The sequence below is a fragment of the Streptomyces sp. NPDC059850 genome (assembly GCF_042731515.1).
Lineage (GTDB): Bacteria > Actinomycetota > Actinomycetes > Streptomycetales > Streptomycetaceae > Streptomyces.
Genome location: NZ_JBHWJI010000055.1, coordinates 1 through 18,580, shown reverse-complemented (window position 1 = coordinate 18,580; position 18,580 = coordinate 1). Strand labels below are relative to the sequence as shown.

Here is an 18,580-nt window from a genome sequence, read left to right as displayed (position 1 = left end):
GTTCTCCTCAGTGGGCCACGGCCGCGGCGCCGTGTTCGTCGATCAGTGCGCCCGTCGTGAAGCGTTCGAGGGCGAAGGGGGCGTTCAGCGGATGCGGCTCGCCGGTGGCGATGGTGTGCGCGAAGGTCCAGCCCGCGGCCGGGGTGGCCTTGAAACCGCCGGTGCCCCAGCCGCAGTTGACGTAGAGGTTCTCGACGGGGGTGGCGCCGATGACCGGGGAGGCGTCCGGGGTGACGTCCACGATGCCGCCCCAGGTGCGCAGCACATGTGCCCGGGCGAAGACGGGGAACAGCTCGACGGCTGCCGCCATCTGCTGCTCGATCACATGGAACGAGCCGCGCTGCCCGTAGCCGTTGTACGCGTCGACACCGGCGCCCATCACCAGCTCGCCCTTGTGCGCCTGGGACACGTAGACGTGCACATGGTTCGACATCACCACCGTGGGGTGGACCGGTTCGTGCAGCTCCGAGACCAGCGCCTGGAGGGGGTGTGACTGCACCGGAAGCCGGAATCCGGCCAGCTCGGCCAGGACGCTGCTGTGCCCGGCGGCCGCGAGGCCGACCCGGCCCGCGAGGATACGGCCGCGGCTGGTCTCGACGCCCACGACCCGGTCGCCGTCCTTGACGAAGCCGGTGACCTCGCACCCCTGGATCAGGTCCACGCCCAGCTCGTCGGCGCGCCGGGCCAGCGCCCAGGCGACGTGGTCGTGCTTGGCGATCCCGGCCCGCGGCTGGAAGGTGGCGCCGAGGACCGGATACCGGGTGCGGGGCGAGACGTTGAGGATGGGACACACCTCGGCCACCTCGTCCGGGGTAAGCCACTGGGCGTCGACACCGTTGAGGCGGTTGGCGCCCACGCGGCGCACACCTTCGCGCACGTCCTGCAGGGTGTGCGCGAGGTTGAGGACACCGCGCTGGCTGAACAGGAAGTCGTACCCCAGCTCCTCCGGAAGCCGCTCCCACAGGCCGAGCGCGTGCTCGTACATGGCCGAGCTCTCGTCCAGCAGGTAGTTGGAGCGGATGATCGTGGTGTTGCGCGCCATGTTGCCACCGGCCAGCCAGCCCTTCTCCAGGACGGCCACGTTGGTGATGCCGTGGTTCTTGGCGAGGTAGTAGGCGGTGGCGAGGCCGTGGCCTCCCGCGCCGACGATGACGACGTCGTAGGAGGAGCGCGGCTCGGGGTTGCGCCAGAGGAAGTCCGGGTGCTCCGGCAGCGGCTGGGTGGTCATGCCGCGTCTCCGTTCAGGTGGGGGCGTTGAGGTGGGGGTAGAGGGGGAACGCACCGGCGAGCTTCTCGACCCGGGCGCGCAGCGGGCCCGCGCTCTCGTCGCCGAACCGGTCGTCCTTCAGGGCCTGGGCGATGATGTCCGCCACCTCCCGGAACTCCGTGTCGCCGAAGCCCCGGGCGGCCAGGGCCGGGGTGCCGATCCGCAGCCCGGAGGAGACCATCGGCGGGCGCGGGTCGAACGGCACCGCGTTGCGGTTGACGGTGATGCCGATGCGGTGCAGCCGGTCCTCGGCCTGCTGCCCGTCGAGCGCGGAGCCGCGCAGGTCGACGAGGACGAGATGGACTTCGGTACCGCCGGTCAGCACCGTGATCCCGGCCTCGGCCACGTCGTCGGACAGCAGCCGTCCGGCGAGGATGCGGGCACCGGCCAGGGTGCGCCGCTGGCGCTCGGTGAACTCCGCGCCCGCCGCCACCTTGAAGGCCACCGCCTTGGCCGCGATGACGTGTTCCAGCGGTCCGCCCTGCTGGCCCGGGAAGACCGCGGAGTTGATTTTCTTCGCCAGGTCGGCGCGGCTGAGGATCACACCGCCGCGCGGGCCGCCGAGGGTCTTGTGGGTGGTGGTCGTCACGACGTCGGCGTAGGGCACCGGGCTCGGGTGGAGGCCCGCGGCCACCAGACCGGCGAAGTGCGCCATGTCCACCAGCAGATACGCGCCGACCTCGTCGGCGATGCGCCGGAACGCGGCGAAGTCCAGCCTCCGGGGGTAGGCCGACCACCCGGCGACGATCATCTTGGGGCGGTGGGCGAGCGCGAGCCGCTCGACCTCGGCCATGTCGACGCGCATGTCGGACTCGCGCACGTGGTACGGCACGACGTTGTAGAGCTTGCCGGAGTAGTTGACGCGCATGCCGTGGGTGAGGTGGCCGCCGTGCGCCAGGTCGAGGCCGAGGATCGTGTCGCCGGGGTTCAGCAGCGCGAACATGGCGGCCGCGTTGGCCTGGGCGCCCGAGTGCGGCTGGACGTTGGCGGCCTCCGCGCCGAAGAGCTGCTTCACCCGGGCGATGGCCAGCTTCTCGACCACGTCGATGTGCTCGCAGCCGCCGTAGTAGCGGCGGCCGGGGTAGCCCTCGGCGTACTTGTTGGTCAGGACCGAGCCCTGGGCCTCCATGACCGCGGCCGGAGCGAAGTTCTCCGAGGCGATCATCTCCAGGGTCGACTGCTGGCGGTGCAGCTCGGCGTCCACCGCGGCGGCGACATCCGGGTCGAGCGTGTGGAGCGGGAGAGAGAGTTGGGAGGTGGGGGAGGTGACCGTGGTGATCGACGGGTTCGTTGCCATCTGTGCACCATCCTGAGAGCCAACTAATGGGCAACTGATATATCAGCCTCTGCGGTAAGGTATGGGAGCTCGCCGAACAGGTCAAGGGGGCTCTTCATGCGGCACGTGGCGACCGAGCCGGGGGGCGAGGAGCTGTCCCTCGCCGAGCGCGCCTACCGCGCCATCCGCGACCGGCTCGTCATGCTCGACATCCGTCCGGGCGCACCGATCAACGAGGACCAGCTGGCCCAGTCCCTCGGCGTCGGACGGACGCCGGTGCGCGAGGCGCTCAAGCGGCTCCAGTACGAGCGGCTGATCACGACCTACCCCCGGCGCGGCACCTTCGCCACCGACGTCAACATCACCGACCTCGCCCACATCTCCGAGGTGCGCCAGGAGCTGGAACCCCTGGCCGCCGCGCAGGCCGCGCGCCGCGCCACGGCCGCCGACCGGGCGGCCCTGACGGCCGCGCTACGGGAGCTGGGACACGTGGACGCCCGCGGGTACGACGCCGACGGCCTCATGCGCCTGGACCTCCAGGTCCACCGCGCCATCTACGCCGCCACCCACAACCCGTACCTGGAAGACACCCTCGTCCGCCACGACAACCTGGCCACCCGCATCTGGTGTCTGTTCATCGACCGGCTCTCCGACATGGCCGGTCACGTCGAGGAGCACGGGCCGCTGATCGAGGCGATCGTCGCCGGGGATTCCGAGAAGGCGGCGCAGCTCGCGCGCGACCATGTCGAAGGCTTCGAACGGGCCATTCGCGCCGCGATCTGAGACGCGTCCGGAGCTTTCGGGTCAGTGCCCGTCGTCCCGGCGCGCGCGGGGCCTGCCCGCCAGGGTGGTCCACAGATGCGGCGCGGCGGCGTCCTCGGGGAGTTGGGCGATCATGAAGCGGACGCAGCGTTCGATCTTGACCCGCCACAGCCGGGCCGCCTCGTTCCCGTCGGCGTCGCGCAACGCCTCGTAAACGCCGGTGTCTTCGTCGGTGATGGTGTCGCACGCCTGGCTGTAGTCCATGTCCAGCACCGTGACGAACATGCGCAGCCGGGCCGTGAGGCGTTCGAAGGTGTGGGCCGCCTGCGGGAGGTCGGCGGTGCGGGCGAGGGCGTCCTGAAACCACAAGTCGACTTCCCGTACCCGGGCGTCATCGCCGTCCCGAGCGGCGGCGCGGACCTCCGCCAGGGCCGCTGAGGCCGGGGCGAGCGCCTCGGGCCCGAGCATGGCGACGCGCCGGATGAGCAGCGCGCCCAGGCTGGCGCGCAGGGCGTAGAGGTCCAGCACGTCCTTCGCCGTGACGGCGGGGACGGCGGTCGCGCCGCCCGGCAGCAGGTCGAGCATGCCCTCCTCGGACAGCGCCCGCAGCCCCGCGCGGACGGCCCGGCGCGAGAGGCCGAGGCGCGCCGCGAGCGGCGCCTCCCGGACGCGGTCGCCGGGACGGAGGGGACCGGCGAGGAGGGCTTCGCGCAGCAGGCCGACCACGGGATCGGTCGTGCTGGGGGCACCGGGCGGCTCGTCAAACGATGTGAACTCGGTCGCCGTGGGAATGTCGGCGTGGCCGGACGCGCACACGTCCTGGGCGCTCGAGTCACTGTCGGAGCCGCAGATGGCCGGGGTGTCGTACGCGAGGCGCGGCGCGGCGATCCGGGTGAAGGCGGGCGCGGCCGGGGTCCAGGTGGTGGACCAGCTCAGCAGCGGGTCCCGGAGGCGGGGCACACCGGGCGCGGCCTCGGGAGGGTGGTGGGCACCGGCGGCGAAGAGGCGCCGGGTCTCATCGGTCCACGCGGCCGGGCCGGGTGGGTGGTGCCATCGCAGCCGGGAGGACGCGGCCGCTTCCGGCGATTCGGGGGCGCCGGAGCTTTCGGCGGGCAGACCGTACGCCAGCAGGTGCACCACTCCCCCGGTGTCCGCCGCCGCCCTCGCCCGCTCCAGGAACGCGCGCAGCGCGGAGTGGTCCGTCCACGGCGTGTCCTCCGGGTGCCGCGCGCCCCGCAGGGCCGCGAACGCGCAGGCCACGGCCAGTACATGAGGCACATCCCGGTCCTGGCCGAACAGCCGGGCCGCGGAGGCCGCCACGGAGGTGCGTACGGCCCCGGCCCGTCGTACGGAACCCCGACCCGTCCGGGCCGCAACGGCGAGCACGCACACCGGCGGGGCGATGAACAGGCCGACCACCTCCCCGGCGCGGTCCGGCAGGGACCACGCCCGGCGCGGCCCGACCGTGGCGCCCGCCCCCGGCTGGACGCCGTAGGCCCGCCAGAGCCGGCTCACGGTGCTCTGGCTCAGGCCGGTTTCGGCGGCCATGGAACGGGTCGACCAGTCCTGTCCGGCACCGGGCGGTGGCGGGGTGAGGGTGCGGACGAGGACGTGGGCCACGGTGTCGTCGTCCGCCGCCGGAGGCCGCCCGGGCCGGGGCTGGTCGTCCAGGCCCGCCAGCCGTTCGGCGAGGAAGCGGGCGCGCCACGTGCCGACCATGTCGCGGGAGATGCCGAGGCGCCTGGCCACACCGGTGTTGGTGGGCTCGTCCGCGCAGGCCAGCACGATCCGCGCGCGCAGCGCCCGGGCCTGCGAGCAGCTGCGGCTGCGGGTCCACGTCAGCAGTGCGGCCCGTTCGTCCTCGGTGAGGACCACGGCGTCGCGGGGGCGGCCGACCATGGCGGCAACCGTAGCCGAACTTCTGATTCGGCTGTACCCCCGGGCCGGGCGGGGCGCCGTGGGCATTGTTGGCCGCTCCTGGCGTTCACATACTTCGTTGCCATCCGGCGGCCGCCGACGACACGACCTCAACCCCGACCTGGACCGGACGGCCCTGCCCCGGGCCCGTCCGGGTACCGCTCCCGGAGGCTGTGATGACCGCAAACGCAGGAAGCAACGCAGGAAACAGAGTGGATGACGCTCCCCTGTCGGGCTTCCACAAGAAACTGGCGCTGTACTCCTCCGGGGGACCGTTCCTCGACGGCTACGTCCTGAGCATCATCGGCGTCGCCATGGTGCAGATCACCCCGCAGCTGGACCTGTCCGACTCCGCCCAGGGCCTCATCGGCGCCTCGGCGCTCATCGGCATCTTCCTCGGTGCCTTCGTAGGCGGCTGGCTGACCGACAAGTTCGGCCGCCAGCTCCTGTACACCATCGACCTGATCGCCATCATCGTCTGCTCGGTCGCCCAGTTCTGGGCCGCCGATCCGGTGTGGCTGTTCGTCCTGCGGCTGCTGATCGGCATGGCGGTCGGCGCGGACTATCCCATCGCCACCTCGCTGCTGGCCGAGTTCACACCGCGCCGCTACCGGGGGCCGCTGCTCGGTGGCCTGGTCGTCATGTGGTTCGTGGGCGCCGCCACCGCGTACGTCGTCGGCGAGCTTCTGCTGTCGACCGGCGACGACGGGTGGCGGTGGATGCTCGCCAGCGCCACGCTGCCCGCCACGATCATCGTGCTGCTGCGCCATGGCACGCCCGAGTCCCCGCGCTGGCTGGCGAACAAGGGCCGTACCGACGAGGCCGAGGCGGTCCTCAAGCAGGTGTACGGTCCCGACGCGACGATCGCCGACCTGACCGCGGAGGAGCACGAGAACGTCGACGTCAAGGCGATCATGCGCTCCGGCTACGGCGGACGCATGCTGTACATCTCCGTCTTCTGGACCTGTTCCGTGGTCCCGCTGTTCGCCATCTACGCCTTCGGTCCGAAGATCCTGGACGCGCTTCAGCTGGAAGGCGGGCTCGCCAATATCGGGGAGGCGCTGATCACCGTCATGTTCCTGCTCGGCTGTGTGATCGCCCTGCTCGGGGTGAACCGGATGGGCCGCCGCACCCTGGTCATCCACAGTTTCGTCTGGTCGGGCCTGGCCCTGCTGCTGCTCGGCATCTTCCCGCACGCCCCGTCGGGCGTGATCATGACCCTGTTCGCCCTGTACGCGATCATCATCGGCGGCACCCAGATCCTCCAGTGGATCTACCCGAACGAACTGTTCCCGACCGAGGTACGCGGCTCCGCCGTCGGGCTGGCCTCTTCGGTCAGCCGTATCGGCGCCGCCGTCGGCACCTATCTCGTCCCGCTGGCCCTGACCAGCTGGGGCATCGGCGGCACCATGATCGCCGCCGCCGCGATCAGCCTCGTCGGCGCCCTCGTGTCCGTCCTGTGGGCGCCCGAGACCCGGGGCATGGCCCTGCACGAAGCGGCCGCGTTGCCTACCCGGACCGGCGAGAGCGCCGAGACCGCCGGGCGTCCGGCGAGTGTCTGACCGCAAGTCATCTCCCCCCGCAACAGCCAGGGAAGGACATGATGAAGGACGTAGTGATCGTCGGAGGCGGCATCGCGGGACTGTCCGCGGGCTGGCGGCTGCGGCACTGGGACACGCTGGTGCTGGAGTCGGAGGGCCGGGTCGGCGGACGCATCCGCTCGGAGCGCCGCGGACCGTACTGGCTCAACTGGGGCGGACACGTCTACGCGGGCGGAAACTCCTCCACGGCGTGGCTCCTGCGCGACACCGGCATCGACTCCACGCCGGTGACGGGATCGCTGGCCGGGCTGGCCATGAACGGCAAGCTGCTGCTCAACGGCCGGGTGGAGAGCTATCCGTTCCGGATCCCGATGCCGTGGTCCGCCCGCGCCGGGATGATGAAGGCCGGTGCGAAGGTCGCGCTCGCCGTCGCCAAGTACGCGCGGATCGTGCGGTTGCGGCCCGGCGAGGACGAGGCCGCCCGCCAGCGGCGGGTCTACGCGTTCATGAACGACCGTTCCTTCAAGGACTTCATCGGCGATCTGCCGGAGGACGCCGAGGCGCTGTTCAAGCCCACGGTGACCCGCTCGTCCGCCGACATCGACCAGCTGTCGGCAGGCGCGGGCGTCGGCTACTTCAGCCTGGTGTGGAACATCGGCGCCGGTCTCTCCCAGAGCATCCTGGGCGGCCCCTCCACCCTCACCGAGGGCATCGCCGCGGCCCTGTCGGACCGGGTGCGGCGGAACGCGGCCGTCGACGAGATCGTCCAGAAGAAGGGCTCGGTCGTCGTCCGCTACCGGCAGGACGGCGTCGCGCAAGAGGTCGAGGCCCGCTGCGTGGTCCTGGCCACTCCCGCGACCGTCAGCCACCGGATCGCGGTCGACCTCGACCGCGACGTCCGAGAGGCACTGTCGAAGATCGTCTACGGCCCGTATGTGAGCGCGGCGTTCCTCACCGACGAGACCGAGCGTCAGAAATGGGACGGCGCCTACGCCATCGCGACGCCGAAGCGGTCCTTCAACGTCCTGCTGAACATGTCGAACATCGCGCGCGGTCTGGAGCCGGAGCGCCGTCCCGGCAGCAGCGTCATGGCCTTCTCACCGGGCACTCTGGCGCGGTCGCTCCTCGAACGCGACGACGACGACATCCGCCGGACCTACCTCGCCGACCTGGACCAGGTCCTGCCGGGCTGCGCCGACCACGTCGTCGAGGCCGAGGTCCAGCGCTGGCCCACCGGCTCGCCCTACTGCTTCCCCGGCCGCGGGGCGTTGCAGCAGACCCTGACCCGCCGCAGCGGCCGGGTCCTCCTGGCCGGTGACTACCTCGGAACCCTCTACACCGAGACCGCGATCCAGACCGGCCTGTCCGCCGCGCAGGAGGCGCAGAGCCTGCTGGCCACCGACCGGCAGACCATCCCGCACGGCCTGGCGCCCCTGCGCGCCGTCACCTGAGTCCACCGCCCCCTGTCCCCCAGTTACTTCCGAGGAGACTCAAGCATGTCGTCACAGCTAAGCGGTGTCCTGACCGCCCTTGCCTCACCGTTCGCGCCGGACGGACAGATCGACGAGAAGACATTGCGCCGCCTGGTCGACCGCAGCGTCGACGGCGGGGTCGACGGTGTCGTGGCCTGCGGTTCCACCGGTGAGTTCGCGGCGATGAACGGCGCGGAGCGGCGCCAGGTGGTCGAGACCGTCATCGACCAGGTGGCCGGGCGGGTGCCGGTGATCGCCCAGACCGGTGCGCTGAGCACGAAGGAGGCGGTCACGCTCTCCCGCCACGCAGAGTCCGCCGGAGCCTCGGTCCTGATGGTGGTGGCCCCGTACTACGAGCCGCTGACGCTGGAGGAGACGCTGCGCTATCTGCGCACGGTGGCCGATGCCGTGGACATCCCCGTCATGCTCTACAACCTGCCCGCGGCCACCGGTGTCCCGCTCCCGCCGGAGACGGTCGGGCAGCTCGCCCGCGAGGTCGAGAACATCCAGTACATCAAGGACACCAGCGCCGACATGGCGCAGGCCGGGCAGCTGATCCACCGGTACGGCGACGTCATCTCCACCTTCATCGGCTGGGACAGCCTGCTGCTCCAGGCCATCTCCGAGGGCGCCGCCGGGGTCATGGCCGGGACGGCGAACGTGATACCGGCCGAACTCGTCTCCATCCACCGTGCGTTGCGCGACGGCGAACTCGGGCGGGCGCGAGCGGAGTGGGCGCGGATCTACCCGCTGATGGACGCGATGATGTCCGCGCCGTTCATTCCGGCGGTCAAGGCCGCCCTGGAGGCGTCCGGGTTCCCCATCGGACCGCCCCGCGAGCCGGTGCTCGGTCTCGACGCCGCCACGGCCACCAGGATCTCCGCCCTGATCGAGGAGCTGGCATGACGACTTCCACCGGATCCACGACGGCCACCGTCCGCCGCGCACCGGACGATGCCCCGCCGCTGGTCTCCCCCGCCGGCCTCCCTCCGGCCCGTCATTTCATCGGCGGAACGTTCCCCGAGGGCTCGTCCGAGGCCGTCATCGACGTGGTCGACCCGAGCACGGAGCGCGTCATCGCCCGGATCCCCGAGGGCACCGCCGAGGACATCGACCGGGCGGTGGCCGCCGCGGTGGGGGCGAAGGACGCGTGGGCGCGGCTGGTCCCCAAGGACCGCTCGGAGGTGCTGCACGCCATCGCCGACCGGCTGGCCGAGCACACCGACCTCCTCGTCCGGCTGGAGTCGGCGAACACCGGTAAGCCGCTCGAGGTGTCCCGGGACGACGTCGCCATGACCATCGACGCCTTCCGCTTCATGGCCGGTGCGTCGCGCGCGACCACCTCGATGGCCGCCGGTGAGTACGCCGAGGACCACCTGTCGGTCATCCTGCGGGAACCGCTCGGGGTCATCGGGGTGATCACACCGTGGAACTATCCCCTGCTCATGGCGGCCTGGAAGATCGCGCCCATTCTCGCCGCGGGGAACACCCTGGTCATCAAGCCGTCCGAGCAGACGCCGCTGACCACGCTGAAGTTCGCCGAACTCGTCGCCGGTCTCCTGCCGCCGGGAGTGGTGAACGTGGTGACCGGCTACGGCGCGGTGACCGGCGCCCGGCTCGCCGAGCACCCGGACGTGGACATGATCGCCCTGACCGGTTCGGTCCCCAGCGGCCGCGCCGTGGCCCGGGCCGCCGCGGACACCCTCAAGCGTGTGCACCTCGAACTCGGCGGCAAGGCCCCGGTTCTGGTTTTCCCGGACGCCGATCTCGCGGCCGCCGCCTCGTCCCTGCGCACCGCCGCGTTCTGGAACGCGGGCCAGGAGTGCGGAGCCGCCTGCCGGATCCTCGTCCATGAATCGGTCGCCGAGCGGTTCACGGAACAACTCGTCGGCGAGGTGGGGTCGTTGACGGTCGGCGAGCCACGCTCGGGTGAGGAGACCGAGGTCGGCCCCATGGTCTCGAAGGCACACTTCGACCGGGTCACCGGGTACCTGGAGCGCGCGAAGAAGGACGGCGCCCGCGTGGCGGCCGGAGGCGAAGCCCTCGACGGGCCCGGCTACTTCATCGCCCCGACCGTGCTGGTCGACCTCCCCGAGGGAGCGGAGGCCACCCGCCAGGAGATCTTCGGCCCCGTGGTCACGGTCGAGACCTTCGCCGACGAGGACGAGGCGGTACGGCGGGCCAATGACACCCCGCTGGGCCTGTCGGCGTCGGTGTGGACCGAGAACGCCCGCCGCAGCCACGCCATCGCCGCGCGCCTGGACAGCGGAACGGTCTGGGTGAACTCACACCTCGTCCTGGCCTGCGAAGCCCCCTGGGGCGGCTTCAAGGGATCCGGCTACGGCCGGGACCTGTCGGTCTACGCACTGGAGGACTTCTCGCGCACCAAGCATGTGATGCACCACCACGGACGCTGATCCCGTGCGGTGATGAGGTCGGGAGGAGTTCGCGCCACCGCTCCGGTGCCGCTGAGTAGGGTGAGCCAATGCAGCCTACGTTTGTACTGGTTCACGGAGCTTTCGCGAACTCCTTCTCCTTCGCACCACTCCAGGCCGAACTCGGCCTCCTCGGGCACCGTTCGGTCGCCGTCGATCTGCCGGGCCATGGCTTCGGGGCGAGCTACCCGCGCGCCTATCAGGCGCCGCAGGACCTTGAAGAGTTCGCCACCGCGCCGGGCTCGATCAAGGGCGTCACCCTCGCGGACAACGCGGCGCACCTGATCGCGGTCCTGGAACGGGCCAAGCGCAATGGTCCCGTCATCCTCGTCGCGCACAGCCGCGGCGGTGTCACGGCCACCGCCGCGGCCAACGCCCGGCCGGACCTGATCGACCGCATCGTCTACGTCGCGGCCTGGTGCCCGGTCGATCTGGACGTGGGCGACTACTACGCCGAGCCGGAGATGGCCACCGTCGACGTGGCGTCGCTGGCTCCGGCGATGGCCGGGAACCCGGCGGAGCGGGGCCTGCTCCGCACCAACTTCCGCACCGCGGACCCGGACGTGCTCGCGGCGTTCAAGGCGGCGTTTTTCGCCGATGGCACCGACGACGAGTTCCTGACGTTCCTGAACACGTTCCAGCCCGACGAGAACCTGGACGTCGGCAGTTCCGCCGACCGGGCTCGGGCCGCGACCTGGGGCCGCCTACCGAAGACCTACGTACGGCTGGCCGATGACGCGAGCCTGCCGCTCGCCCTGCAGGACCGGCTGATCCGCGAGGGCGACGCGCTGACGCCGGACAACCCGTACGACGTCCGCACCCTCGACGGCAGCCACCTGAAGTGGCTGACCGACCCGGCACCGGCGGCGCGAGTCCTGGGAGAACTCGCCACGCTGTGAGCGATGTGTCACGAGCGCGTATCCGTCTCGTAGCAGACACCCACCCGGTGGATGGCGCGAAAGCGCTGTTCACTTAGGGTGTCGATCATGTCTCAGTCAAAAGCTTTCCTGCGCAACGCTCCGAAGAAGACCCTGATCGCGGCCCTCGGCATCGGCATGGCCGTCGCCCTGACCGGATGCAACGAAGACACCAAGGCCGCGGATAAGGACACCGGCGCGGCGGGGTCGAAGGCGCCCTCGGCGGACTCGACCCCGTCGTCCGCCCCGACGGGCTCCTCGGCCGACAAGCCGGTGGCCGCGGGATGGCAGACGCAGACATCGCAGAAGCACCACTTCAGCTATGACGTGCCCGCCAAGGCCGACAAGTGGAAGGTCCTCGGCGCCGACACGGCCCTCTCCTACACGGACCAGGCCGGCAAGCCGATCGTCGTCATGACCGGGTCCGCCAACTACCGTGAGGGCGGCTGCTCGTCGAGCCCCAACCCGAAGGCCATGGGTGAGGCGGGCAAGGGTCAGCTCGCCACCGTGGGCACCACGGGCGGCGGCACGGACGGCAGCCTGCAGGAGAACGCCCGCAACTGGGCGGGCAACTGGGGCTTCGCCGCGTACGGCGGTCCGGACCACAAGCCGAAGATCGAGGTCAGCCAGCCCAAGCCGTGGAAGGAAGGCGGGATCAACGGTTACACCGCGACCGCGAAGGTCACCGTCACCAACCGCCCAAGCAAGTGTGTCCCGCCGACCGCGGTCGTGCACAGCATCGCGCAGAAGCTCCCGGACGGCACCATGCACGGCTGGGTGATCTACGCGGACCAGGGTGTCCCGAACGCGCTGACGGACACCGAGATCAAGAAGGTCATGGCCACCGTCCGGTCCACGGACGGCTGACGGCTGACGGACCCGTACACCGGCCGTACCCGCCCACCACGCCACCCTGAGCTTCCCGGGGGCACGGTGGCCGGGTGCGGCCACACGGCCACCCCTATCGAGGGGTGCGGGCCACACCGCGGGCCATGGTGGTCGCGCTCCCCAGGTATCGGCCTCCGGTGATGTGGGTGTTCTGACGCATCCTGGCCACGTTCACCTCCAGTCCGGAGAGCATGAACTCGGCCGGGTGGAGGGAGCTGGACAGGAGCAGGAAGGCCTCGGGCACCGCGGCCCACTCCAGGTGCCAGGGGCCGGTGGCGCGTTCGAAGTCCTGCATCATCGCGTCGAGGACGGTCGTGGACCTGTCGCGGAGCAGTTTGGCGGCCGCGAACATCAGCTCGCTGGAGATGGGATTGCGCTTCTGCGGCATGGTCGAGCTGGCTCCCCGCCCCGGGACGAAGGGCTCCGCCACTTCGCCGAATTCGGACGAGCACATCATCATCACGTCCCAGGCGATCTTGCCCAGTGAGCCGCCGATCGCGGCGAACAGCGTGACGAGTTCGACGAGCCCGTCACGGGCGACGTGCCAGGTGATCTCGGGGTCGCGCAGCCCCAGTTCGGCGGCCAGGACGGCTCGGGTCTCCAGGCCCTCCGGGCCCGGGCCGAGGGAGGCCAGGGTGCCCGCGGCGCCACCGAACTGCACCATCAGGGCGCGTCGGCGGGCCTGTTCCAGGCGCTCGGCGTGCCGGTCCAGGGCGGAGAGCCATACGGCGCAGCGGTAGCCGAAGGTGACGGGGAGGGCGTGCTAAAGGTGGGTGCGTCCGGCGGTGACGGTGTCGGCGTGGTCGTCCGCGAGCTGCTGGAGGGCGCGGCGTACGCGGTCGAGCCGGTCCTGGAGGAGCGCGACGCCGCTCTTGCACTGGAGCATCACCGCGGTGTCCATGATGTCCCGGGTGGTGGCGCCCCAGTGGAGGTACCAGCCCGCGTCCCCGCACTGCTCCGCCACCTGCCTGACGACCGGCAGGACCGGATAGCCGACGATCTCCGTCTCCGTGCGCAGCCGCTCCAGGTCGAGGCCGTCGGCGTCGGCCCCGGCGGCGATGTTCTCCGCCGCCTCGGCGGGGATGATTCCCACCTTGGCCTGGGAGCGGGCGAGGGCGATCTCGGTGTCGATGATGCGCTGGACGTAGGCGGTGTCGCTGAAGATCTCGCGCATGTCCGGGGTGCCGAACATGTCGCGGAACAGCAGGGAATCGAAGACGGTGCTGCTCATTCGCTGGCTCACTTCGCGGTGGTGGGGCGGGGGCGGGGCATGTCGTATCGATCGGGCTCGGGAGCGGACTCGGGTTCGGGTTCGGGTTCGGGTTCGGCGAGAAACGCGTCGGGGTCGGCCAGGGCCCGCCGCACCGTGTGGACGTCCATCTCCTTGCACCACTTGGCCAGTACGAAGGTGGCGACCACATTGCCGAAGGTGTTGCAGAACGCGGTGGCCATCGACATGAAGCGGTAGACGCCGAAGAGCACGGCCGTGCCCTCGCCCGGGAGGTTGCCGGTCGCGGCGACGGTGGAGGCGAAGACGACGAAGGTCCCGCCGGACACGGTGGCCGCGCCCTTGGACGTCAGCAGCATGATGAGCAGCAGGCCGAGCTGTTCGGGGATGCCCATCGGGATCCCGTAGGCGTTGGCGACGCCAGGATGCGCCAGATGTTGAATCCGGCGATCAGACAGACGAGCCCCAGGACGCCGAACACGAACACGGCGACGACCAGCCAGTACTGGAGGACGAGTTCGGTCAGGGCCAGGAGCATCGCGCCGCCGCTGGTGCCCACCGAGTACGCGCTTCGCCCTCCCCCGCCGGGGGCGCCTGGGACACGTCGGCGCCCGAGGCGAGGTCCCCCGCGCCCTTGCCCACGCCGAAGAGGTTCGCGGCCACCAGGCCGATGAGCAGGGCGGCGGTGGAGACGACCTCGAAGTAGATGAGCGCCACGAGCCCGAGGCGACTGGCCTTCTTCGGATCTCCGGCCGAGGCCATGCCCATGACCACGGTGAAGAAGACCAGCGGCGCGACCCCGGCCTTGACCAGTGCCAGGAACAGATCGCCGATGATCTTCAGGTCCGCCGCGAAGCCGGGAAAGGCGAAGCCTACGGCGACGCCCAGGGCCATCGCGATGACGACCTGTGCCATGAGTGCGGCCGACGCGCGCCGGTCGCGCTAAGTCCGCTGCAGAACCGTCTCGTAAACGAAGTGGTCACCGGCGTGCGTACTCACGGCGACCTCGAACAGGACACCCGAGGCGTCGTAGTAGCGGCGTACGAATTCCAGCCCCGGGGTTCCCGGCTCCACCCCGAGGTATGCCGCCGCCTCCGCGGACACGCCCACCGCCCGCACCTGCTGCACCACCCGCTCCACGGCGCGCCCGGTGCGGGCTTCGATCGAGTCGGCGATCAGCCGACGGCTCTCCTCCAGGTCCCCGGCCACCGCCTTGGCGTCCTCCGGGCCCAGATACACCCGCGCCCAGGACACGACCTCATCGGGCCTTCCGGGGTCCCGCCGGGTGGAGGTGACGCACACCTGCCTGGATCCCTCGGCCAGTCCGGTGACGGCCGCGAACGCGGCGTCCACCGTCACCGGCTCCACCGACAGGACGCTCCGCACGGCGGCCTCGCCGTACTGCGTCAGATCCCCGACGCTCCCGAGCTGCGCGGTGAACGCGGCGACCGGCGCCGAGCGTTCCACCCGGGTACCCGTTCCCGGATGCCGGGAGATGAGACGGGCCTCTTCCAGACGCCGCAACGACCGCCGCAGCGTTTCCCGCGAGACGCCGTGCTCGGCGGCAAGCTCGGGTTCGGTGGGCAGCAAGTCGGCCACGGCCCACCGGCCCGCCGCGATCTTCCTCATGAGGTCGCCCGCGATCACCACGTACCGCGGCTCACCCACGACGAACTCCCTGCTGCTCCGGACCCAACCACCGGAATCCTAGTACTCCCGGCGGCCCGGCACGCCGCTGAGCTGGTCAAGCCGTGGGAGGCACGCGTCCTGGGAATACCGTGTCGCCATGGTGCGCGCCGGTACTCCGCAGGCCGATCAGCCGGACAGGGCCGGGGCTCCGGACCGGTCCCTGGCCCCGCTTCTCGCGGTCTGCGCGGGCTATTTCATGGTCATCCTGGACGTGACCGTCATCAACGTCGCCGTTCCCGTGGTGGGACGGGAGCTGTCGGCCTCGATCACCGGAATCCAGTGGATCACGGACGGCTACACCCTGGTCTTCGCCGGTCTGCTGCTCACCGGCGGCGCGCTGGGCGACCGGCTGGGAAACCGCCGGATCTTCTGCACCGGGGTGGTGGTGTTCACCGTGGCCTCGGCCGGGTGCGGAGTGGCGCGGAGCGCGGGGGCCCTGGTCGCCGCCCGGCTCCTGGAAGGGCTCGGCGCGGCATTGATCGTGCCCGGCTCCCTCGCCCTCCTCCAGCAGGCGTACCCCTCGCCCGCCGCGCGCTCGCGCGCCTTCGGACTGTGGGGCTCCATGGCGGGCATCGCCGCCTCCGTCGGCCCTCTCCTGGGCGGCCTGCTGGTCACCACCGTGGGGTGGCGCTGGGTGTTCTTCATCAACCTGCCCGTCGGATGCGCGTGTCTGCTGCTGACGCTGCGCCACGTACCCGCTTCGGTACGGCGCCTGGACCGCCCCGTGGACTGGCCCGCCCAGTGTGCGCTCATCGCGATGGTGGCCCTGCTGATCGCCGTCCTCAACGAGGCGGGACGACGGGGCCCGGCGGACCCGCTGATTCTCGTCGGGGCCGGTCTGTGTGTGCTCGCCGCTGTCGCGTTCATCCTGCGCGAGCGCCTGGCCCGCACCCCCGTACTGCCCCTGCGGCTGCTGCGCTCCCGCCCGCTGAGCGGGGGCGCCGCCATCGGTCTGCTGTTCAACTTCGCCTTCTACGGCATGATTTTCACCGCCAGCCTGTACTTCCAGCACCAGCGCGGCCTGACCGCGCTGCGCACGGGGATCGCCCTCTTCCCGGCGGTGGTGATGACGATGTTCGCCTCCGTCCTGTCCGGGCGGCTGGCGCGCCGCACCGGACACCGTCCGCTGGTGCTCACGGGCATGCTCCTGGGAGCGGCGGGGCTGGCGGGCTGGGCCGCCGCCGGACCGGAGCCGGACTACGCGCTGCTCGTGGCACCGATGATGGCGGCGGGCTTCGGCACGTCCTTCGCCCTCACCGGATCGACCGCCACGGTGATGGCAGCCGCCCCGGACGAGTACTCCGGCACCGCCTCCGCCCTGTTCAACACCGCCCGCCAGATCGGCAGCGCCGCGGGCGTCGCGCTGGGAGGGTCGCTGCTGGCCGCCTCGGCCAGCTTCAGCGCGGGGCTGCGGGCCAGTATGGCCATCGGCGCGGCGGCCTATCTGACGGCCGCCGCCCTCGCGCTCTTCTGCGTCCCCCGCAAGGCGCCCCGCAACGTGGCCGCCTGACGGGCCCTTCACGTCGGTCAGCTCTTCACGGGCTCGGGGTCGGGTACGGCCACTTCCCCCGCCTCGCGCGGCGTGTCCTGTCCGGCGTTCCTCTTGGACTCCGAACGGTCCACGACGGCGGCGGCCAGCGCGTTCCCGACGACGTTCACCGCGGTACGGGCCATGTCGACGATGAAGTCGACGCCGACCAGGAGCGCGATCCCCTCGGGCGGGATGCCGATCGTCTTGCCCGCGGCGAGGAGCACGACGATCGAGGCCGAGGTGACGCCCGCCATCCCCTTCGACAGCACCACCAGGACACCGACCATGAGCAGCAGCGACGGGATCGAGGTGTCCGTGCCGTAGGCGTGAGCGAGATACACCAGGGCGGTGGCCTGGTAGAGCACGGAGCCGTCGGTGTTGAACGAGTAGCCGAGCGGGACGACGAAGGAGGCCGTCGAGCGGCTGACGCCGAAGTCTTCGAGCTTGCCCATCAGGGGTGCCAGCACCGCTTCGGAGCTGCGCGTGATGAAGGCGATGCCGACGAGTCCGCCGATCGTCTTGAGCAGGTCCACGTACCGGATGCGGTAGATCAGCGCGATGGCCGGGAAGATCACGCCGAGGACGATGGCCAGGCCCGCGTAGACCACGGCGATGAAACCGGCCAGACTCTTGAGGTTGCCGAATCCGTAGTGCGCCACGTCGTAGCTGATGAAGCCGAGGACGCCCACCGGAGCGACGCGGATGACGTAGCCGACGACCTTGAACATGGCCGACGAGAGGGACTCCAGGACCGAGGCGACGGGCGCGGACTTCTCGCCGATGGCCGCCATCCCGACGCCGAGGAAGAGCGCGAAGACGATCGCGGCGAGCAGGTTGCCCTCGGCGAACGCGGCGAAGACGTTCTTGGGGACCGAGTGGAGGATCAGCTCGTGGAAGTCGACGCCCTGGTCCATGGTTTCCAGGCTCTTGGTGTCGCCACCGGCGACCGGGGCGCCCCTGCCGATGCCGGTGATCTCGGCCAGGGCCACCGCGACCACGAGGACCACCGTGGTGACGATCTCGAAGTACAGGATGGCCTTACCGGCGATCCGGCCCACCTTCTTCACCGACTCCATGCGGGCGACGCCCAGCACGATCAGCGGAAAGACCAGGGGCAGCACGACCATCTGCACCAGGTTCAGGAAGATGTCCCCGAGGATTTTGAGCTGCTCGCCGACGGTCGGCGCGAGCGCTCCGATCAGCGCGCCGAGGCCGACGGCGAGCGCCGACTGCACACCGAGCGGCAGCCGCCACCAGCGCCGGGTCCGCGTCGGCGGGGCCGTCACAGAGGAGTCGCCTTCGGCGCGCTCATCGGGGATCTGAGGTGTCTTCATAGGGGGGAACTCCATAGGTTGCACGCGTTACGTGGTGGCCAGCGGCTCTGCGGCCGTGACCGGCGTCAGCCGGTTGTCCTGGCGATCTCGGCCGGGCGGAGCAGGGCGGCCAGCCGGTCGGCCGGGAGCAGTCCCTTCTCCAGGACGAGTTCGGCGACCCCGCGCCCGGTGGCGAGGGCTTCCTTGGCGATGTGGGTGGCGGCCGTGTAGCCGATGTGGGGGTTGAGTGCGGTGACCAGGCCGATGGAGTTCTCGACGGTGGCGCGCAGCTCGTCGGCGTTGGCGGTGATGCCGGAGACGCACCGGTCGGCGAGGACCAGGCA

15 protein-coding genes and 2 pseudogenes are annotated in these 18,580 nt (G+C 71.0%); 8 read left to right on the top strand and 9 right to left on the bottom strand.

Annotated elements, in window-relative coordinates; genetic code table 11:
- Positions 1-7: 7 nt before the first annotated feature.
- Entirely contained in the window at positions 8-1,228 is a 1,221-nt protein-coding gene (locus ACFV9T_RS33595) for a sarcosine oxidase subunit beta family protein (RefSeq protein WP_385446287.1), read from the bottom strand.
- A 13-nt stretch (positions 1,229-1,241) separates the two neighbouring features.
- On the bottom strand, positions 1,242-2,564 hold the full coding sequence (gene glyA, locus ACFV9T_RS33590; RefSeq protein ID WP_385446286.1) for a serine hydroxymethyltransferase: 1,323 nt from the start codon (positions 2,562-2,564) through the stop codon (positions 1,242-1,244).
- Positions 2,565-2,660: 96 nt separating this feature from the next.
- Here glyA and ACFV9T_RS33585 point away from each other — a divergent pair, with 96 nt between their 5' ends.
- On the top strand, positions 2,661-3,326 hold the full coding sequence (locus ACFV9T_RS33585) for a GntR family transcriptional regulator (RefSeq protein ID WP_385446285.1): 666 nt from the start codon (positions 2,661-2,663) through the stop codon (positions 3,324-3,326).
- Positions 3,327-3,347: 21 nt separating this feature from the next.
- Here ACFV9T_RS33585 and ACFV9T_RS33580 read toward each other — a convergent pair whose 3' ends face one another.
- On the bottom strand, positions 3,348-5,204 hold the full coding sequence (locus ACFV9T_RS33580; protein WP_385446284.1) for a helix-turn-helix domain-containing protein: 1,857 nt from the start codon (positions 5,202-5,204) through the stop codon (positions 3,348-3,350).
- Between the two features lie 230 nt (positions 5,205-5,434).
- On the opposite strand from ACFV9T_RS33580, the gene ACFV9T_RS33575 reads away from it, so the two are divergent.
- The 6 genes from ACFV9T_RS33575 (at position 5,435) to ACFV9T_RS33550 (ending at position 12,454) form a co-directional block, all read left to right on the top strand.
- On the top strand, positions 5,435-6,784 hold the full coding sequence (locus tag ACFV9T_RS33575; protein ID WP_385446283.1) for an MFS transporter: 1,350 nt from the start codon (positions 5,435-5,437) through the stop codon (positions 6,782-6,784).
- A gap of 38 nt (positions 6,785-6,822) precedes the next feature.
- Positions 6,823-8,214, top strand: a complete 1,392-nt coding sequence (locus ACFV9T_RS33570) for a protoporphyrinogen/coproporphyrinogen oxidase (RefSeq protein WP_385446282.1) — start codon at positions 6,823-6,825, stop codon at positions 8,212-8,214.
- Positions 8,215-8,259: 45 nt separating this feature from the next.
- Positions 8,260-9,141, top strand: coding sequence for a dihydrodipicolinate synthase family protein (locus ACFV9T_RS33565; RefSeq protein WP_385446281.1), 882 nt, complete (start codon positions 8,260-8,262; stop codon positions 9,139-9,141).
- Positions 9,138-10,652 (top strand): aminobutyraldehyde dehydrogenase, encoded by a 1,515-nt coding sequence (locus ACFV9T_RS33560; protein ID WP_385446280.1) that lies wholly within the window; start codon positions 9,138-9,140, stop codon positions 10,650-10,652. The genes ACFV9T_RS33565 and ACFV9T_RS33560 overlap by 4 nt, the downstream gene beginning before the upstream one ends.
- A 68-nt stretch (positions 10,653-10,720) precedes the next feature.
- A complete protein-coding gene (locus tag ACFV9T_RS33555; protein WP_385446279.1) occupies positions 10,721-11,569 on the top strand; it encodes an alpha/beta hydrolase in 849 nt (282 codons plus the stop codon).
- An 87-nt stretch (positions 11,570-11,656) separates the two neighbouring features.
- The gene (locus ACFV9T_RS33550) at positions 11,657-12,454 is read left to right on the top strand and encodes a hypothetical protein (RefSeq protein ID WP_385446278.1); all 798 of its coding nucleotides are present in this window, start codon (positions 11,657-11,659) and stop codon (positions 12,452-12,454) included.
- Positions 12,455-12,548: 94 nt separating this feature from the next.
- On the opposite strand, the pseudogene ACFV9T_RS33545 reads toward ACFV9T_RS33550, so the two are convergent.
- The 4 genes and pseudogenes from ACFV9T_RS33545 to ACFV9T_RS33530 all read right to left on the bottom strand — a co-directional run bounded on the left by ACFV9T_RS33545 (position 12,549) and on the right by ACFV9T_RS33530 (position 15,371).
- Positions 12,549-13,649 (bottom strand): annotated as a pseudogene (locus ACFV9T_RS33545) (adenylosuccinate lyase family protein).
- 65 nt (positions 13,650-13,714) lie between these two features.
- Positions 13,715-14,098, bottom strand: a complete 384-nt coding sequence (locus ACFV9T_RS33540; protein ID WP_385446277.1) for a cation:dicarboxylate symporter family transporter — start codon at positions 14,096-14,098, stop codon at positions 13,715-13,717.
- A 127-nt stretch (positions 14,099-14,225) separates the two neighbouring features.
- The gene (locus tag ACFV9T_RS33535) at positions 14,226-14,618 is read right to left on the bottom strand and encodes a cation:dicarboxylate symporter family transporter (protein ID WP_385446276.1); all 393 of its coding nucleotides are present in this window, start codon (positions 14,616-14,618) and stop codon (positions 14,226-14,228) included.
- A 27-nt stretch (positions 14,619-14,645) separates the two neighbouring features.
- Positions 14,646-15,371, bottom strand: a complete 726-nt coding sequence (locus ACFV9T_RS33530) for a GntR family transcriptional regulator (RefSeq protein WP_385446275.1) — start codon at positions 15,369-15,371, stop codon at positions 14,646-14,648.
- Between the two features lie 118 nt (positions 15,372-15,489).
- Between ACFV9T_RS33530 and ACFV9T_RS33525 the strand changes: the two genes are divergently transcribed.
- Complete coding sequence (locus ACFV9T_RS33525; protein WP_385446274.1) at positions 15,490-16,902, top strand: MFS transporter; 1,413 nt, start codon at positions 15,490-15,492, stop codon at positions 16,900-16,902.
- Positions 16,903-16,919: 17 nt separating this feature from the next.
- Here ACFV9T_RS33525 and ACFV9T_RS33520 read toward each other — a convergent pair whose 3' ends face one another.
- Entirely contained in the window at positions 16,920-18,257 is a 1,338-nt protein-coding gene (locus ACFV9T_RS33520; protein WP_385446273.1) for a dicarboxylate/amino acid:cation symporter, read from the bottom strand.
- Positions 18,258-18,322: 65 nt separating this feature from the next.
- Positions 18,323-18,580 (bottom strand): annotated as a pseudogene (gene aspA, locus ACFV9T_RS33515) (aspartate ammonia-lyase); the annotation flags it as partial.

Coding starts and splice junctions, on each gene's coding strand:
- ACFV9T_RS33595 (WP_385446287.1), bottom strand. CDS start 1,228: ATGACCACCCAGCCGCTGCCGGAGCACCCGGACTTCCTCTGGCGCAAC.
- glyA (WP_385446286.1), bottom strand. CDS start 2,564: ATGGCAACGAACCCGTCGATCACCACGGTCACCTCCCCCACCTCCCAA.
- ACFV9T_RS33585 (WP_385446285.1), top strand. CDS start 2,661: ATGCGGCACGTGGCGACCGAGCCGGGGGGCGAGGAGCTGTCCCTCGCC.
- ACFV9T_RS33580 (WP_385446284.1), bottom strand. CDS start 5,204: ATGGTCGGCCGCCCCCGCGACGCCGTGGTCCTCACCGAGGACGAACGG.
- ACFV9T_RS33570 (WP_385446282.1), top strand. CDS start 6,823: ATGATGAAGGACGTAGTGATCGTCGGAGGCGGCATCGCGGGACTGTCC.
- ACFV9T_RS33565 (WP_385446281.1), top strand. CDS start 8,260: ATGTCGTCACAGCTAAGCGGTGTCCTGACCGCCCTTGCCTCACCGTTC.
- ACFV9T_RS33560 (WP_385446280.1), top strand. CDS start 9,138: ATGACGACTTCCACCGGATCCACGACGGCCACCGTCCGCCGCGCACCG.
- ACFV9T_RS33555 (WP_385446279.1), top strand. CDS start 10,721: ATGCAGCCTACGTTTGTACTGGTTCACGGAGCTTTCGCGAACTCCTTC.
- ACFV9T_RS33550 (WP_385446278.1), top strand. CDS start 11,657: ATGTCTCAGTCAAAAGCTTTCCTGCGCAACGCTCCGAAGAAGACCCTG.
- ACFV9T_RS33540 (WP_385446277.1), bottom strand. CDS start 14,098: ATGGGCATCCCCGAACAGCTCGGCCTGCTGCTCATCATGCTGCTGACG.
- ACFV9T_RS33535 (WP_385446276.1), bottom strand. CDS start 14,618: ATGGCACAGGTCGTCATCGCGATGGCCCTGGGCGTCGCCGTAGGCTTC.
- ACFV9T_RS33525 (WP_385446274.1), top strand. CDS start 15,490: ATGGTGCGCGCCGGTACTCCGCAGGCCGATCAGCCGGACAGGGCCGGG.
- ACFV9T_RS33520 (WP_385446273.1), bottom strand. CDS start 18,257: ATGAAGACACCTCAGATCCCCGATGAGCGCGCCGAAGGCGACTCCTCT.